Here is a 15,807-nt window from a genome sequence, read left to right as displayed (position 1 = left end):
AGGCCACCATGTCCACCCTGCTTTTGCTCGTCTGCCTGATCCTTGCCGCGATTGCCGTCGGGCTTGTCCTGGGATGGATCCAGACACGCAGGCTCACGCGGATGGGCGCGGCCCTGGTCCCGCAGACGGGACAGATTGAACAGGTCGACGGCGGCGCGATCCACTATGTCGAGGCAGGCGACCCATCGAAACAGACGCTGGTGATGATCCATGGCCTCTCCGGCCAGTTGCAGCATTTCACCTATAGCCTGGTGGATCGGCTGGCACAGGATCACCACGTGATCGCACTCGACCGGCCCGGCTGCGGCTATTCCACGCGCGAGAGTGCCGCGCTTGCCGCCCTGCCCGAACAGGCGCGGATGATCGGCGCCTTTCTGGATGCCAAGGGTGTCGAGTACCCGGTACTGATCGGTCATTCGCTGGGCGGTGCGGTGGCGCTGGCCATGGCGCTCGACCGGCCGCGCAAGCTGGCCGGGCTGGCGCTTCTCTGTCCCCTGACCCATCACATGGGGTCGACCCCGCCAGTATTCCGGCCGCTGGAGCTGCGCACCGAATGGCTGCGCCGTCTGATCGGCCATACCATTGCAGTGCCGATGGCCAAATGGACCGCTGACAAGACGCTGGAACAGGTGTTTGCCCCAGAAGCCTGCCCCGAGGATTTCCTGGACCGAGCCGGAGGCGCGCTGGGTCTGAAACCGCAGGCCTTCATCACCGCGTCCGAGGATGTGGTCGCCGCAGACGCAGCAATCGTGGCCCAAGCCAAACGCTATGCCAAGCTGGATGTGCCCGGCGCGATCCTGTTCGGCGCCGAAGACCCGATCCTGCTGCCAACCCAGCACGGGGTGCCGATGAAGAAATTTGGCCTGCGGTGCGAGGTGCTGCCGGGACGCGGCCATATGCTGCCGATCACCGCGCCTGATGAATGCGAGGAATTCATTCGCGGTGTCTCGATCTCGACCCGCGTGCCCGCGACACTACGCGGCTAGGCCGAGCCGGCCGGTGATATAGGCGTCGATGCGCGCAACCTGCCCGGGCTCCAGCCGCAGGCCCAGTTTGGTGCGTCGCCACAGGAAATCCTCGGCCCCGCGCACCCATTCGTGGTCCATTGCCCAGTCAAGCTCGCGCGCCGTGATGGTGGCGCCGAATGCTTCGCCCAGATCATTGGCGGTGACCGCGTCGCCCAGCACGGACGCCACCTCGGTGCCATAGGTCCGTACCAGCCGCATCGCCCAGGCCTCGGTCAGAAACGGGTATTGCTGTCGCAACCGATCGCGCAAATCTGTCACGCCATCGACCGGAAAATCGCCGCCCGGCAGGGGTTTGCCCGCCGTCCAGTCCCCGGACAGGCCCGGAAAGAACGGCGCGATCTTCTCCATCGCCGATTCCGCCAGCCGCCGGTATGTCGTGATCTTGCCGCCAAAGACGTTGAGCACAGGCGCACCGCCCGAGCGATCCACCTTCAGCACATAGTCCCGCGTTGCCGCCGTGGCCGAGGTGGCCCCATCGTCATAAAGCGGACGAACGCCGGAATAGGTCCAAACGACATCCTCGACGCTCAGTTGGCGCTTGAAATACTGCGAGGCGAAGCGCAACAGGTAATCCCGCTCACCCTCGGTGCAGACCGGCCGCGCGTCGGCGTCGGTGTGCTCCTGGTCGGTGGTCCCGATCAGGGTGAAATCCTCCTCATAGGGAATGGCGAAGATGATCCGCCCGTCGGTGCCCTGGAAGAAATAGCATTTGTCGTGGTCGAACAGCCGCTTGGTCACGATATGACTGCCGCGCACCAGCCTGACCTTTTCAGAGGAATTCAGCCGCAGCGCGCCGTGGATCAGGTCGCCCACCCATGGCCCGCCCGCGTTGACCAGCATCCGCGCCTTGACCTGGAATGTGTCGCCGCTGGCCCGGTCCTCCAGCGTGACGGTCCAGTGATCGCTGGCGCGTTCCGCCGACACCACACGGGTTCGGGTCATGATCCGCGCGCCGCGCGCCTCGGCGTCGCGGGCGTTCAGGACCACAAGGCGCGCATCCTGGATCCAGCAATCCGAGTATTCATAAGCCTTCTGGAACCGCTCCTGCAACGCCGTGCCCGCGGGATCGCTGGACAGGTCCAGCGTCCGCGTCCCCGGCAGGATCTGCCGCCCGCCCAGATGGTCGTACATGAACAGTCCCAAACGGATCAGCCAGGCGGGTCGCCGCCCCTTCATCCAGGGCATGATCGCGGACAACAGGCGCGAGGTGGGCGTGTCATTCTCGAACCGCATATCACGATGATAAGGCAGGACAAAACGCATCGGCCAGCTGATATGCGGCATCGCGCGCAGCAGCACCTCGCGCTCGATCAGCGCCTCGCGCACCAGGCGGAATTCGAAATACTCCAGATACCGCAACCCGCCATGAAACAGCTTGGTCGAAGCCGAGGAGGTGGCCGAGGCCAGATCGTTCATCTCGGCCAGTCCGACCGACAGGCCGCGCCCCGCCGCATCGCGCGCGATGCCGCAGCCGTTGATGCCGCCCCCGATCACAAACAGATCGTAGATTTCGCCCTGACCTTCAGCCATCCGATTGTTCCGCAACAAGAATTTCCGTTTGCCCCTGCCGCGCCCGTGCGATGAACTGTTCTGGCGGCGGCCGGTCCGTCACCACATAGTCCAGCTCGGCCACATCGCAGATCCGGATCGGCGCGGCGATGTCGAACTTGGACCCGTCACAGACCAGGATCCGGGTGCGCGCATTGCGCAGGATCGCGCGGGCGACCGAAACCTCGCGCGCATCAAAATCGAGGATCGCCCCATCGGCATCCATGGCCGAGGCGCCGATGACGGCAAAATCGACCTTGTAGCGCGAGATGAACTCGACCGCGTCCTCGCCCACGATGGCGCCGTCGCTCTGCCGCACCGCGCCGCCGACCAGCACCAGTTCTTTTGGCCGCGTTCCGATCAGAGCGTTTATAATGTTGATATTGTTCGACAAAACCATCAATCCGCTATGCCCGGACAGCGCCCGAGCGACCTGTTCCGTCGAGGTTCCGATGTTCAGTGTGACCGAGCTTTCGTCCGGGATCAGGGTCGCAGCCAGCGCGCCCATCGCCTCTTTCTGCCGGAGGTTCAACATGCGCCGCGCGCCGTATTCGCGGCTGGAGGCAGTGTCGACATGCACTGCTCCGCCATGGGTCCGCTTGAGCAGACCGCGGCCATGGAGCTCTCGCAGATCGGCGCGGATGGTCTGGCTGCTGACACCAAAATGGGCGGTCAGTTCCTCGACACTGAGGCGCGCCTTGGCTTTGAGTTGACTGAGAATCTGGTCTTGTCGACTTTCCGCATCCATACCGGGTCTCCTTGCCTGACCGGGTTAGCAGGCAAAGAGTGGATTGTCACTCACTTTGCTTTCTTTTTCTTTCGATTTTTGCGATTGTGAAAGAAAGTTGTGCAGATTCTCGCCATTCTGCCGCCTTGAATCCCTGTGCGGACCGCAAAACGAAAGTCTCGCCAACTCGGGTGACAACATGCGGTCGCAGCGGGGCCAGGCCTGATTGCACCGCGAATTAACCGTTTTGTACCTGGGCCCGAGGGGCAATTGACCGTTTTGTACAGGGGCTGGACCTCGCGTAGGGTGGGCAGTTCTGCCCACCGCCCGGTCGCATCAACCATCGGTTAACCGGTTTCCCCGATTCTGATCCCATGCCCAATTACCGCCGCGCCCGGGCCACCGGGGCCAGCTACTTCTTCACCCTCGCCCTGGCCGACCGGTCGTCCACGCTCTTGATCGAGCGGATCGACGACCTGCGCCATGCCTATGCCCTGACCATCCGCGAGGCACCGATTGTCTGCGAAGCCTTCGTCGTTCTGCCCGACCACCTGCACGCGGTCTGGACCCTGCCGCCGGGCGACAGCGCGTTTTCGGAACGCTGGCGCAAGATCAAACACCGGTTCTCGCGGGCGGTGGGCAGAACTGCCCACCCTACAAACCTGTCCGTCAGCAAGCGCGCAAAACGGGAATGCGGGGTCTGGCAGAGACGGTTCTGGGAACATGTGATCCGCGACGAGGACGATTTCCGGCGCCATGTGGAATATTGCTGGGGCAATCCGGTCAAACACGGGCTTGCGGCGCGGGCGGTGGATTGGCCGTTTTCAACGATCCACCGCGACATCCGGTTGGGCCGGGTCGATGCGCAATGGGTTGGTCCCCCGACCGAAGGCAGGTTCGGCGAGTAACGTAGGGTGGGCAGTTTGCCCACCGGCGCGTTGGTTGAGTGGCACCGTAGGGTGGGCAGTTTGCCCACCCATGCAGCGGGTGGAGGTAGTATTCGATGGTGGGATGGTGGGCAGGACTGCCCACCCTACGCTTGCTGCAACTCCAAAAATGCTCAAATGGAATGCACTTGCGGGATTCGCCTTGCATCAAAAGCCAACTCTTTTGTGGTGTAGAAAACAACGCGTCCATGCTCATCGACTTTAGAGGTGTCATTATCAAAATACGACCGAGTGTCTATTTCAAAGTCAATAAGCACCGTTCCGATACTGAAAGGCAAATCGTGTGACGTCACTGTTACTCCAGCTTGCAGGGTTCCGAATGGAGAGGTGAAAAACATCTTTCTTCCAAGATTTTCTTTTTGCTTCGGTTCGGCAGGCCAACAACAATAAGGAGTTACTGACAAGTCCACCGAGCCGCGCGCCTCTTTCGGTAACTCGACTTCTGTTTTTGACAGAACAACTGCGATGCAAACCATAAAGTCTTCGATGGAACTGTTGATCCTATCACTTTCAAACAAAGTCTCTATACTCTGCCAAGCTTCTTCGATGGAAAAAACTGCCTTTCCCCCCAACAAAGTCGACAGTTTTGTGACGACTCGAAAAAAGAAAGCTTCATCAACGCACTGGACCCACTCTGGGTACTTATCATTTGGATCGGCGAACCAGCTTTTTACCTTTTTCTTAAGCTCCTTTCTGGAGTAGCCCAGTGCTGAATTCAGGTCATGGTCTGAAAACATGTCAGGCTGCGATATGAGCCAGGGTTTGAACCACCACGGACAAGGCCCAATTGGTCCCAGAAATGGCTTGTTGATGGGATTGTCACTTTTAAAAAAATAGAAGAAGGCGCACTGGCTGAATATCCTCGTCGCCAAATCGTATGTGGTGCCGCGGTTGCGTTTGGGGTGGGCTATAAAGTCTCCTACTTCTCGCGCAAACCCAACGGCACTATCGCGCTTGCCCACCAAATACGCTTGGCAATCTCCGTCGTTGTATGTTCCTTTTCGAATGCGTTCTACTACACTCCTCCTGACACTCACCGCCCCCGCCTCTTCACATTCCCGCCCCGCTGCCCCGGCCTGCCCGCCGTACTCCGTCCCTTGGACCGGACCGCCTCCTCTGATGCCTTCTCGACCGCCCATTGCCGGGCCATGGGGTCGTCTGACACCGCCAGATCGACCGCTTCCAGACGCTTGATCTCGTCGCGCAACCGCGCGGCCTCTTCGAATTCGAGGTTCTCGGCGGCCTTGCGCATGTCGCTGCGCAGACCGTCCAGCACCGCCTCGAGATTGCCGCCATGCAGCGGTTTGTCGATCTTGGCCGTCACGCGGGACATGTCGGTGTCGCCCTTGTAGAGCCCGGCCAGCACGTCCTCGACATTCTTCTTCACCGTGGCGGGGGTGATCCCGTGTTCCTCGTTATAGGCGATCTGCTTGGCGCGGCGGCGGTCGGTTTCGGCCAGCGCGCGTTCCATGCTGCCGGTGATGCGGTCGGCATACATGATGACGCGGCCATCGGCGTTGCGGGCGGCGCGGCCGATGGTCTGGATCAGCGAGGTTTCCGAGCGCAGGAAGCCTTCCTTGTCCGCGTCGAGAATGGCGACGAGGCCGCATTCGGGGATATCCAGCCCCTCGCGCAGCAGGTTGATGCCCACCAGCACGTCAAAGGCGCCCAGGCGCAGGTCGCGCAGGATCTCGATCCGTTCGATCGTGTCGATGTCGGAATGCATGTAGCGGACGCGGATGCCCTGTTCGTGCAGATATTCGGTCAGATCCTCGGCCATGCGTTTGGTCAGCGTGGTGACAAGGGTGCGGTAACCCTGGGCCGCGACGCGGCGCACCTCGTCCAGCAGGTCGTCGACCTGCATGCTGACGGGGCGGATTTCGACCTGCGGGTCGAGTAGGCCGGTGGGGCGGATCACCTGTTCGGTAAAGACGCCGCCCGATTGCTCCATCTCCCAGGACGCGGGCGTGGCCGAGACAAAGACCGATTGCGGGCGCATGGCATCCCATTCCTCGAACTTGAGGGGACGGTTGTCCATGCAGCTGGGCAGGCGGAAGCCGTGTTCGGCCAGCGTGAACTTGCGCCGGTAGTCGCCCCGGTACATGCCGCCGATCTGCGGCACGGAGACGTGGGATTCGTCGGCAAAGACGATGGCATGGTCGGGGATGAATTCGAACAGTGTCGGCGGCGGTTCGCCGGGCGCGCGGCCGGTGAGGTAGCGCGAATAGTTCTCGATCCCGTTGCAGACGCCGGTGGCCTCGAGCATTTCCAGATCGAAATTGGTTCGCTGTTCGAGGCGTTGCGCCTCCAGGAGCTTGCCCTCGCCCACCAGCTGGTCCAGCCGCTGGCGCAGCTCTTTCTTGATGCCGATGATGGCCTGCTGCATCGTCGGTTTCGGCGTGACGTAGTGCGAGTTGGCGTAGACGCGGATCTGGTCGAACGTGTCGGTTTTCTGGCCAGTGAGGGGGTCGAACTCGGTGATCGCCTCCAGCTCCTCGCCGAAGAAGGAGAGTTTCCAGGCGCGGTCTTCGAGGTGGGCGGGCCAGATCTCCAGGCTGTCGCCACGCACGCGGAAGCTGCCACGCTGGAACGCCTGATCGTTGCGGCGGTATTGCTGGCTCACCAGATCGGCGATGATGTGGCGCTGGTCGTAATTGCCGCCAACCTTGAGGTCCTGGGTCATGGCGCCATAGGTCTCGACCGAGCCGATACCGTAGATGCAGGACACCGAGGCGACGATGATCACATCGTCGCGTTCGAGCAGAGCGCGCGTGGCCGAGTGGCGCATGCGGTCGATCTGCTCGTTGATCTGGCTTTCCTTTTCTATGTAGGTGTCCGAGCGCGCCACATAGGCCTCGGGCTGGTAATAGTCGTAATAGCTGACGAAGTATTCGACCGCGTTATCGGGGAAGAAGCCCTTGAATTCGCCATACAACTGCGCCGCCAGCGTCTTGTTGGGGGCAAGGATGATGGCGGGGCGCTGGGTCTCCTCGATCACCTTGGCCATGGTGAAGGTCTTGCCCGTACCGGTGGCGCCCAAGAGGACCTGGTTGCGCTCACCCTCGTTGACGCCCTGCGAGAGTTCCGCGATGGCGGTGGGCTGGTCGCCGGCCGGCTGGAACTCGGTCTGCATGACAAAGCGGCGGCCGCCTTCGAGCTTGGGGCGCGCCTTTACCTCGGGCGCGGGGGCATGCATCAGCGCCTCGGACTTGTCGGAATGGGCATAGGGCATCGGGGGGATTCCTTTCGCCCCCGATCTTGGTCTGTTTTTGTTCCGGTTCAAGAGGGCACGACCGGCTGATGTCGGAAACTGGCATCAGGCGCCGCTGCCTGCCACCTTGAGCCGGTGCACTGTTCCATGCGACAGTTGTTTCACGCTTACGGTCCCGCCATGCAAAAAGGGAAGAGGCGCACATGCAGCGGCCAAAGACGCGATATACCAAGGCTGGCGATGTCTGGCTGGCCTATCAGGTGGTTGGCGAGGGTCCGGTCGATCTGGTCTATGCCAGCGGCTGGCTGCACAACATCGATATCATCTGGGAACATCCCGCCTATCGCCGGTTACTGGAAACGCTCGCTTCCTTTTCGCGCCTGATCCTGTTCGACAAGCGGGGCACCGGGCTGTCGGATCGCGAAACCGGAGCGCCGACGCTGGAAGAGCGCGCCGAGGATATCCGCGCGGTTATGGATGCGGCAGGGTCGCAGCGGGCCACGATCCTTGGGCATTCCGAAGGCGGCCATGTGACGGCAATGTTCGCCGCCTGCTATCCGGAACGGGTGCGTTCGATCATCCTGCTGGATTGCAGGCCCTGCAATGCCTGGAAACCCGACTGGCCGACGGGAATGCGCCGGGCCGAATTCGAAGCCTTTGCCACGCATCTGGTCGAAAACTGGGGCAAGCCGGACCATCTGGGCGAACAGGCGCCGAGCCTGGCGGGCATTCCGGAGGAGGAGGAGTGGTACGCGCGGATGCTGATCCATGCGGCCAGCCCCTCGTCGGCCGCCGCCTATGCCAGGATCTGGTACGAGCTGGACGTGCGCGCCGTGCTGCCCTCGATCGCCTGCCCCGCGCTGATCTTTCGCAGGCCGGGCGACCGAACGACACCGGCCGAGCAGACGCGATATCTGGCCGAGCATATCCCCGACAGCCGCCTGATCGAGATCGGCGGCGCGGACCATGCGATCTGGGCAGGAGACCAGGATGAATGCCTGGGCTGGATCCGCGATTTCATCGACGACGAACGCACCGGGGGCGAGGATCGCGTTTTGCTGAGCGTGCTGATGAGCGATATCGTGGGGTCCACCGAAATCGCGGCGCGGCTGGGGGACGCCGCCTGGCGCGACAAGCTGGCGGCGCATGACGCCGCAGCGGCCCGCGCGGTTCGGCATCATGCCGGGCACCTGGTCAAATCCACCGGAGACGGTTTCATGGCCACCTTTGCCGGACCCAGCCGGGCGATCGCCTGCGCCCGGGACATGCACGCCGAGGCCGCGCGGCTCGGCCTGACGCTGCGCGCGGGCGCGCATACCGGCGAGTGTCTGCGGCATGGCCAAGCGGATGTGACCGGGCTGGGCGTTGTGATTGCCGCCCGGATCATGGAGGCGGCCGGGGCCGGAGAGACGCTGATCTCTTCCACCATGTGCGATCTGATGGCCGGTTCCAGGTTGGCCTTTGACGACATCGGGATCCGGGATTTGAAAGGTGTGCCAGGGCAATGGCGGCTGGCCCGGCTGGGCGATCCGGATCGGGCGGCGACTGACCCGGAATGACACCACGTGCCTTTGGCGGTTCCGGTGTCAGCCGGTGCCCTGATCGTCGGGAATGGTGGCAAGAAAATCCTCGATCTCGCGCAGCGCCTTGGGCCATTCCGGGTCGTAATCGGGCATGGTGTTGTTGGCGGTGTCGAGGCTGACAAAACGCGCGTTGCGGATACCGGCGGCCAGGCGCTGACCCTGATCCTTGAAATGCATCCGCTCGCGGTCGGAATGCAGCACCAGCGCCGGGCAGCGGATGTCGGGCAAGAGCGGCTCGATATCCACCACGTCGACGCATTCGCCGATGCGCAGGTAATCCTGATGGGTCATCGCCATCTTGATGAACTGGGCATAGCTGTCCTGATCCTGTGGGCTGGATTCGGGAAAGAACGCCTGGGCAAAGAGGTGCCTACCCGAGGGATAGCCATCGTCCCAGTTGTCGCGCACAAGCTCTCTCATCGCCTGCCCCAGTGCCTGATCCTGCGGCCGGTTGCGTTTGCCCGGTCCCTGTACGAAACCGCTCATCAGGATCAGGCCCGAGACCCGGTCGGGATACCGCGCGGCATAGGCGGCGGCGACAGCGGCGCCGAAGGAGATGCCAAAGACAGGCGCCCGCGCGACCCCCGCCGCGTCGAACAGTGCCGCGAGGTCATCAACGAACCGATCGGGCGAGACATCGGCGCCCCCCCTGTCGGACAGGCCGTTGTTACGCCCGTCGCAGCGGATCAGCCGATAGTGGTGACTGAGATGCGGCAACCAGCCGTTCATCGGGTTCTGCGTCCAGTCGTATTCCAGATGCTGGACCCAGTTGGGCGCCTTGACCACTGTCCGGCCCTTGCCGGTTTCGGTCCAGGCGATGCGGGTGCCGTCCTGCGAGGTGGCAAAGCGGATCACTTGCCGCGCGGATTGGCGCGCGCGTTCGGCTTGGTCATCTGCGCCCGACAGGTCGAGCGAGAGGACTTCGAGCGGGGCAGAGAGCCCTTTCAGGGTCATCGTGCCTTCGGCTTTCAGGGGAATGCCGACGGTGCCGCCCGCGATCTGTCGGGTCACGCGGCTGATGAGGCAGCCACCGGGCGGGGCGGCCGCCTGAAGCCGCGCGGCGATGTTGACCGCGTCACCGAACACATCCTCGCCATTGATGGTGACGTCGCCCACATGCACCCCGGCGCGCAGTTGCACCGGCTTGCCCAGCATCCCTTTCTGGATCGCGTGGGCGGTGGCAATCGCCTCGGTCGCGGTGTCGAAGCGCACCAGCGCGCCATCGCCCATCAGCTTGAAGATGCGGCCGTTGCCGATCTTCACACAGGGGCGAATGACCTGCTCGAAGATCTGGTTCAGCTCGGCCATTGTGGTGTCCGGATTCGATGCCATGCGGGCGGTGAAGCCCACCACGTCAAGCGAGAGTATGGCCGCTATCTGTCTTGCCATGCTGGCGGGTCCCCGGTCCGGCGCCCCCTTGCGCCAATTCGGATTAGGGCGCGGATTGGCCTGTCTGTCCAGTGTCTTGGTGCGGCTCGGACGCGTCGCTGGGGCGGGTGAGCTTGCTCAGCAGTTCCGCCAGGCGGCGCGCCTCGCCCGGGGCAAGGTGATCGCCGATGGCCTCGTGCATGGCGGCGGCATAGACCGCCCACATGGCGGCGCGCACCCGCGCGCCTTCGGGCGTCAGCACCAGAACCTGCCCGCGCCCGTCCCCGTCACAGGCGCTGCGGGTCAGGTGCCCGGCGCGGGCCAGCCGGTCGACCAGCCGCGACACGCCGTATTGCGGCAGCAGCAGCCGACCCTGCAACTCGAAGGGGCGCAGGCCATCGGGCCCGGCCTGTTCCAGCTCCCACAGGATGTCGTAACGGTCGAGCCCCGGCAGGCCCGCCGATTTCAGCGCCGCCTCGACATGGGTCAGAATGGCCTTGTGCGCACGGGCGAGCGGCAGCCAGACGGCAAAGGGATCGGGGGTGGGTCTGCTCATGCGGGGAAGGTAAATGCATGTGCATTGACTTTCAAGCGGGAATGCCCAAATCATGTAGATGCAACTGCATCCACATGAGGATCCCATGACCGACCTGCATCTGATCAGCCATCACCTGTGCCCCTATGTGCAGCGCGCGGTGATCGTGCTGAGCGAAAAGGGCATCCCCCACAAACGCAGCTATATCGACCTGTCGGACAAGCCCGACTGGTTCCGCGCCTTGTCGCCGCTGGGCCGGGTGCCGGTGCTGGAGACCGGCGGCAGGGTGCTGTTTGAAAGCCAGGTGATCGCCGAATACCTCGACGAGATCACCCCCGGCTCGCTGCATCCCGACGACCCGCTGGAAAAGGCGCGGCACCGGGCGTGGATCGAATATGCCTCGGCCACGCTCGCCGAGATCGCGGGGTTCTATAACGCCCCCGATGCCGTGACCTTTGAGGCGCGCAGGCAGGCCCTGCGCGGCCGGCTGGCGCGGGTCGCGCCCGAGGTGCAAGGCCCGTTCTTTGCCGGGTCGGCCTTTCACATGATCGACGGGGTCTGGGGCACGGTGTTCCGCTATCTCGACACGTTCGAGACGCTGGGCACGTTCGACCTGATGCCCGAGGACGAGGGCATGGCGCGGTGGCGCGCGGCGGTGGCGGCGCGCCCGTCGGTCCGCGACGCCCCGCCCGAGGGCTATCCGGCTCGGCTGCTGGCGTTCCTGCGTGCACGTTCCTCTCATCTGGGCGAGCTGGCGCGGTCCATGGACGGGAAAGCTTTACAGGAGGCCACGATCCCATAGACTTGAACCACACAACAGGGAGCGCCGATGCACAGCCAGCTTGCCGTCCTGATGTTTGCCGACATTGTCGGCTACTCCGCGATGATGGAAGCAGACCAGGACCAGACCATCGACGCGGTTCGCAGCCTGCGGTTGGATATGTTGGAACCCGCGGCCGGCGCTCATGCGGGCCGCGTTCTGAAACGCCTTGGCGATGGCTGGATCATTTCCTTTACCAGCGTATCGGCCTGCGTGGATTGCGCCATGAGCCTTCAGGCGAAGCTTCAGACCGAAACCGAGCTGAAGCTGCGTATCGGCGCGCATATCGGCGAGATCGTGTCGGACGGCGAGGATTTCTATGGGTCGGGGCTTAACATCGCGCAGCGGATCGAGGCAGAGGCACCCCCCGGCGGTTTGATGGTGTCGGAGGACCTGTTCCGGCAATTGTCCGGTCCTCTGGCGGGGGAACTCAGGGATGCGGGGATGTTCCGGCTGAAGAACATCGCCCAGCCGGTGCGGCTGTATCAGTGGCGCCCAAAGCACAAGCGCAAGGCCGTTCCGGACGAGGTCACATCTATCGCGGTCGCCGCCATCGAATACGCCCCGCTGGATGCCGAAACCGCAGCACTGGCGGGCGACCTGCACGATCAGCTGGTGATCCGCCTGTCCCGGCGGCAGGGTATCGTCGTGCTGGACGCCGCGAACCGGCCTGTCGAGAACGCCACCTATGACCTGCGCAGCAGGCTGCGTGTCGCGGGCGGGCGCGGACGGCTGAGCCTGTCACTGGTCCTGCGTTCCGAAGGCCGGCCGGTCTGGTCCGAAAGCTATGACCGCGAAACGGTGGACATTTTCGATTTCTGCGACGTGGTGCTGGAACGCGCCGAGGCCGATCTGCGCATCCAGACCAACGCTTTTGACGGTGACCGCCTGGCCCATATCCCGGAAGAGGAGCTGAGCGTCTCGGAACTGAGGGCGCGGGCGGCCAATGCCTATTACCGGCTAACTTACGAGGACTGGATCGACGGTTTGCGGCTGATGAAACGCGCGATCCGGATGAACCCGCGCGACGGCGTGTCCCTGGCGATGCGCGCCGAGGCCGAGATCATGACACATGCCGCGCGCTACAGGGGCTTGCCCCCGGATCTGCTGGCGCAGCTGGCCGACGACCTTGATACCGCGATCGAACAGAACCCGGGGAGCGACTATGTATTCTGGACCCGCGGTCTCTATCGGATCAATTGCCTGTCCGATGCGGCAGGCGCCCGGGCCGATCTGCATCGCAGTCGCGACCTGAACCCGGCCTATTCCGAGAACCACGAGTTGGAGGCGCATATCCTGATGGTCGAAGGCGATTTTGACAAGGCCGCGGAAAAGTACGGACTGTTGTTGCAACGGCAGGTTCACAACCCGATGATTCCCTATCGGCGCTTTCTTCGGGCGGCAGCCTATTACTGTGGCGGACGCTACGATCTGGCCGCAGAAGACGCGCGACTGGCAGCCGACACTCGGCCCAAGGACCGGGCGATGCATGTCTTGCGCGGCCAAGCGCTGCGGGCCGCGGGCGAAGAGGACGCAGCCAGGGACGCATTGCAGCGGGCGGCGAGCCTTGCGCCCCAGCCCAATATCTGTTCGCGCTGTCCGGTTCTGCCAGCGTCACACCAACATCTGGCCGAGGCGTTGGCGAGCGCGGTCCGCAGCCCACAGGGCCAACTGGACGGGATCGAAACCTGATCCAGGAACGCTGCCAACAGGGCGAAACCGCGGGATCTCGGCAATTTCCCAAGTAATATTTTGAGTTTCCGGCGATTTTCCTTGATTTACGGGCCGCAAAGGCCCATGTCTATTGGGCTACTGCTTTCTATCTCGACATACTGTTCTCCTCTTCGGCCACAGTCCCTCGATTTCGAACTGACTGGCCGGGTTGCCGCATGTTGCGGGCAGCGAAACATATAGGAGATCTCACGATGGCTACTGGCACCGTGAAATGGTTTAACACCACCAAAGGCTTCGGCTTTATCGCGCCCGATGGCGGCAGCAAGGACGTTTTCGTCCACATCACCGCGCTGGAGCGCGCAGGCATCCGTTCGCTGGATGACGGTCAGAAAGTGACCTTCGATCTGGAATCGAGCCGTGATGGCCGCGAGAGCGCGACCAACCTGCAACTGGCATAAGCCAGCGCAGGCACCGTGCGGGCGCGCCACGGCGCGCCGCCGGTTCTTGGCGACTATTCCGAAAGCCCCCGCATGCGGGGGCTTTTTTTGTGGTTGGTCTGGGCGGCGGCGGGTCGGAGCCTAGACGGTGATCGAAAGGCCCGCCTTTTCGAGACCCTGCAAGACCAACTGCTCGTGTGCGGGATCGGTCAGGGTCAGCCGGGCCAGCCTGGTCCGAATGTCGAATGTCGGGTTGATCTCCAGCATCTCCTGCCAGATGCGGCAGGCCTCGGCCCCCTCGCCCAGATGCCCCAGCGCCGAGGCCAGCCAGGCGCGCCCGATATCGGTATCCTTGACCAGAAAGACCCGCTCTCTCAGAAACAGTGCTGCGGTCTCGAAACTGCCCTTGAGGAAATGGGCCATGGCAAGGAATTGCATGAACTGGTGCCGGAACGACGGATCCAGCCGGATCGCGCGTTCCAGGTGTTCGATCGCATCGTCCAGCTTGCCCTGGGCAATCTCGATCTCGCCCCGAGTGAACCAGCCCAACGCGTAATCCGCGCTTGTGGCCATCGCGGTGTCGAGCGCCTGCAAGGCTTCGTCCAGCTTGCCCTGCCAGCGGGCAATGGCGGCATAGGCGTTGTTGGACCAGATATTGTCGGGGCCAAGCTCCAGGCTGCGCCGGACCAGGGTATCCGCCTTTTGCATCGCCTCTTCCGAGGGCGCGCCGGACCAGCGATTGTGGAAGTCCAGCAGGTGCATAAGGGCCAGCATGCCATAAGCGTCGGCATAGCCGGGGTCGCGGGCGATGGCGCGCTCTCCATAGGCGACAGCCTTGCGCCAGCCTTCGGCATTCATGCCGGGGAAGAACAGGAAGCCGCGCATGCGCATGTAGTCTTCGTGTGCGTCGATGTTCGAGGTGCCGACATCGGCGATATTCGCTCGTTCGCGAGACGACAGCGAGACCTTGAGCGCCTTGACGATTTCCAGCGTCACCTCGTCCTGCACCGCGAAGATGTCGGTCAGGTCCCGGTCGTAGCGGTCCGCCCAGACATGGCTGCCGTTGGCGGCGTCGATCAGCTGGGCGGTGATGCGCACGCGCTGGCCCGCGCGCCTGACACTACCTTCGAGAACATGGGTGACACCCAGCTCGCGCCCGACCACCCGCAGGTCGATGGACCTACCCTTGTAGGCAAAGCTGGAATTGCGGGCGATCACGGTCAGGCCCGACACCTTGGACAGGTCGGTGATGATATCCTCGCTAATCCCGTCCGAGAAATACTCCTGCTCGGGATCGCCCGACATGTTGTCCAGCGGCAGAACGGCGATGGCATAGGCGGGGTCGTGCGGTTTTTCGGGTTTTACCGTTCCCTTTGGCGGCGGCGGGGCATCCTGCGGATGCCAGTGATAGACACGCAAGGCGCGGTCGATGTTCTTGACCGAGACCTGCCCACCGTCCTGAAACGCGATCCCAAGTCGGCTGCCCACGCTTTCCCGCACCACCGAAGAAACGCAAACGCCGCCCGGTTGCGCCAGCTGCTCCAGCCGGCTGGCGACGTTCACGCCATCGCCAAAGATGTCGTCATCCTGAAGGATGACGTCGCCGAGGTTGACCCCGATCCTGAGGGCGATACCCCCGGCGTCGTCCAGCCCGGCCATGGTTTCCTGGATTTCGGTGGCGCATTGCACCGCATTGGACACGCTCAGGAACTCGACAAGCGCACCGTCGCCCATCAGCTTGACGATGCGGCCATTGTTACGGGACACGCAGGGGTCGAACACCTCACGCCGGTGCCGGTTCAGCGCGCTGAGCGTTCTGGCCTCGTCCTCGGCCATCAGGCGGGAATACCCGACGATGTCAGCGGCCAGTATGGCTGAAAGGCGCCGCGATATCTGTTCGTTGCCCATATTCGATTGGTAGGGCAGTTC

At 63.3% G+C, this 15,807-nt stretch carries 13 protein-coding genes; 6 read left to right on the top strand and 7 right to left on the bottom strand.

What is annotated here, in order from left to right:
* The first annotated feature begins 8 nt into the window (after nt 1-8).
* Nucleotides 9-986 carry an alpha/beta fold hydrolase gene (locus OEZ49_RS03180; protein ID WP_263386965.1) on the top strand — a complete coding sequence of 326 codons (978 nt, stop codon included), beginning with the start codon at nt 9-11 and terminating at the stop codon, nt 984-986.
* Here the strand turns inward: OEZ49_RS03180 and glpD are convergent.
* Together glpD and OEZ49_RS03170 are read right to left on the bottom strand one after the other, a co-directional pair.
* Nucleotides 975-2,558, bottom strand: a complete 1,584-nt coding sequence (gene glpD / locus OEZ49_RS03175; RefSeq protein WP_263386964.1) for a glycerol-3-phosphate dehydrogenase — start codon at nt 2,556-2,558, stop codon at nt 975-977. The genes OEZ49_RS03180 and glpD overlap by 12 nt on opposite strands.
* On the bottom strand, nt 2,551-3,324 hold the full coding sequence (locus OEZ49_RS03170) for a DeoR/GlpR family DNA-binding transcription regulator (RefSeq protein ID WP_263386963.1): 774 nt from the start codon (nt 3,322-3,324) through the stop codon (nt 2,551-2,553). Before OEZ49_RS03170 ends, glpD begins: the two co-directional genes overlap by 8 nt.
* Nucleotides 3,325-3,677: 353 nt before the next feature.
* Between OEZ49_RS03170 and OEZ49_RS03165 the strand changes: the two genes are divergently transcribed.
* Complete coding sequence (locus tag OEZ49_RS03165) at nt 3,678-4,211, top strand: REP-associated tyrosine transposase (protein WP_263386962.1); 534 nt, start codon at nt 3,678-3,680, stop codon at nt 4,209-4,211.
* Nucleotides 4,212-4,363: 152 nt separating this feature from the next.
* Here OEZ49_RS03165 and OEZ49_RS03160 read toward each other — a convergent pair whose 3' ends face one another.
* Together OEZ49_RS03160 and uvrB are read right to left on the bottom strand one after the other, a co-directional pair.
* Complete coding sequence (locus OEZ49_RS03160) at nt 4,364-5,212, bottom strand: hypothetical protein (RefSeq protein ID WP_263386961.1); 849 nt, start codon at nt 5,210-5,212, stop codon at nt 4,364-4,366.
* 71 nt (nt 5,213-5,283) lie between these two features.
* Nucleotides 5,284-7,482, bottom strand: a complete 2,199-nt coding sequence (uvrB, locus tag OEZ49_RS03155; protein ID WP_317853157.1) for an excinuclease ABC subunit UvrB — start codon at nt 7,480-7,482, stop codon at nt 5,284-5,286.
* A 182-nt stretch (nt 7,483-7,664) separates the two neighbouring features.
* Between uvrB and OEZ49_RS03150 the strand changes: the two genes are divergently transcribed.
* A complete protein-coding gene (locus tag OEZ49_RS03150) occupies nt 7,665-9,020 on the top strand; it encodes an adenylate/guanylate cyclase domain-containing protein (RefSeq protein ID WP_263386960.1) in 1,356 nt (451 codons plus the stop codon).
* 27 nt (nt 9,021-9,047) lie between these two features.
* Here the strand turns inward: OEZ49_RS03150 and OEZ49_RS03145 are convergent, their stop codons facing one another.
* Both OEZ49_RS03145 and OEZ49_RS03140 read right to left on the bottom strand, forming a co-directional pair.
* Nucleotides 9,048-10,433, bottom strand: a complete 1,386-nt coding sequence (locus OEZ49_RS03145) for an alpha/beta fold hydrolase (RefSeq protein ID WP_263386959.1) — start codon at nt 10,431-10,433, stop codon at nt 9,048-9,050.
* A 43-nt stretch (nt 10,434-10,476) separates the two neighbouring features.
* Entirely contained in the window at nt 10,477-10,968 is a 492-nt protein-coding gene (locus tag OEZ49_RS03140) for a MarR family winged helix-turn-helix transcriptional regulator (protein ID WP_263386958.1), read from the bottom strand.
* Nucleotides 10,969-11,053: 85 nt separating this feature from the next.
* Between OEZ49_RS03140 and OEZ49_RS03135 the strand changes: the two genes are divergently transcribed.
* The 3 genes from OEZ49_RS03135 (at nt 11,054) to OEZ49_RS03125 (ending at nt 13,899) form a co-directional block, all read left to right on the top strand.
* On the top strand, nt 11,054-11,749 hold the full coding sequence (locus OEZ49_RS03135; protein ID WP_263386957.1) for a glutathione S-transferase family protein: 696 nt from the start codon (nt 11,054-11,056) through the stop codon (nt 11,747-11,749).
* Nucleotides 11,750-11,776: 27 nt separating this feature from the next.
* Nucleotides 11,777-13,459: an adenylate/guanylate cyclase domain-containing protein gene (locus OEZ49_RS03130; protein WP_263386956.1), complete on the top strand. Its 1,683-nt coding sequence runs from the start codon at nt 11,777-11,779 to the stop codon at nt 13,457-13,459.
* A gap of 233 nt (nt 13,460-13,692) precedes the next feature.
* Nucleotides 13,693-13,899 carry a cold-shock protein gene (locus OEZ49_RS03125; protein WP_263386955.1) on the top strand — a complete coding sequence of 69 codons (207 nt, stop codon included), beginning with the start codon at nt 13,693-13,695 and terminating at the stop codon, nt 13,897-13,899.
* A gap of 120 nt (nt 13,900-14,019) precedes the next feature.
* On the opposite strand, the gene OEZ49_RS03120 is transcribed toward OEZ49_RS03125, so the two are convergent.
* On the bottom strand, nt 14,020-15,786 hold the full coding sequence (locus OEZ49_RS03120) for an adenylate/guanylate cyclase domain-containing protein (protein ID WP_263386954.1): 1,767 nt from the start codon (nt 15,784-15,786) through the stop codon (nt 14,020-14,022).
* Nucleotides 15,787-15,807 lie beyond the last annotated feature (21 nt).

Origin of the sequence: Ruegeria marisflavi (assembly GCF_025673445.1) — a bacterium.
In the GTDB taxonomy this organism is placed as follows: domain Bacteria; phylum Pseudomonadota; class Alphaproteobacteria; order Rhodobacterales; family Rhodobacteraceae; genus Ruegeria_B; species Ruegeria_B marisflavi.
Note: the sequence above shows the minus strand (reverse complement) of the source record. Positions and strands in the feature narration are given on the sequence as shown.

What these genes read in the sequence shown, in the direction of transcription:
- OEZ49_RS03150 (WP_263386960.1), top strand. Translation starts at nt 7,665, where the DNA reads ATGCAGCGGCCAAAGACGCGATATACCAAGGCTGGCGATGTCTGGCTG.
- OEZ49_RS03120 (WP_263386954.1), bottom strand. Translation starts at nt 15,786, where the DNA reads ATGGGCAACGAACAGATATCGCGGCGCCTTTCAGCCATACTGGCCGCT.
- OEZ49_RS03165 (WP_263386962.1), top strand. Translation starts at nt 3,678, where the DNA reads ATGCCCAATTACCGCCGCGCCCGGGCCACCGGGGCCAGCTACTTCTTC.
- OEZ49_RS03180 (WP_263386965.1), top strand. Translation starts at nt 9, where the DNA reads ATGTCCACCCTGCTTTTGCTCGTCTGCCTGATCCTTGCCGCGATTGCC.
- OEZ49_RS03140 (WP_263386958.1), bottom strand. Translation starts at nt 10,968, where the DNA reads ATGAGCAGACCCACCCCCGATCCCTTTGCCGTCTGGCTGCCGCTCGCC.
- OEZ49_RS03170 (WP_263386963.1), bottom strand. Translation starts at nt 3,324, where the DNA reads ATGGATGCGGAAAGTCGACAAGACCAGATTCTCAGTCAACTCAAAGCC.
- OEZ49_RS03145 (WP_263386959.1), bottom strand. Translation starts at nt 10,433, where the DNA reads ATGGCAAGACAGATAGCGGCCATACTCTCGCTTGACGTGGTGGGCTTC.
- OEZ49_RS03130 (WP_263386956.1), top strand. Translation starts at nt 11,777, where the DNA reads ATGCACAGCCAGCTTGCCGTCCTGATGTTTGCCGACATTGTCGGCTAC.
- OEZ49_RS03135 (WP_263386957.1), top strand. Translation starts at nt 11,054, where the DNA reads ATGACCGACCTGCATCTGATCAGCCATCACCTGTGCCCCTATGTGCAG.
- OEZ49_RS03125 (WP_263386955.1), top strand. Translation starts at nt 13,693, where the DNA reads ATGGCTACTGGCACCGTGAAATGGTTTAACACCACCAAAGGCTTCGGC.
- glpD (WP_263386964.1), bottom strand. Translation starts at nt 2,558, where the DNA reads ATGGCTGAAGGTCAGGGCGAAATCTACGATCTGTTTGTGATCGGGGGC.
- uvrB (WP_317853157.1), bottom strand. Translation starts at nt 7,482, where the DNA reads ATGCCCTATGCCCATTCCGACAAGTCCGAGGCGCTGATGCATGCCCCC.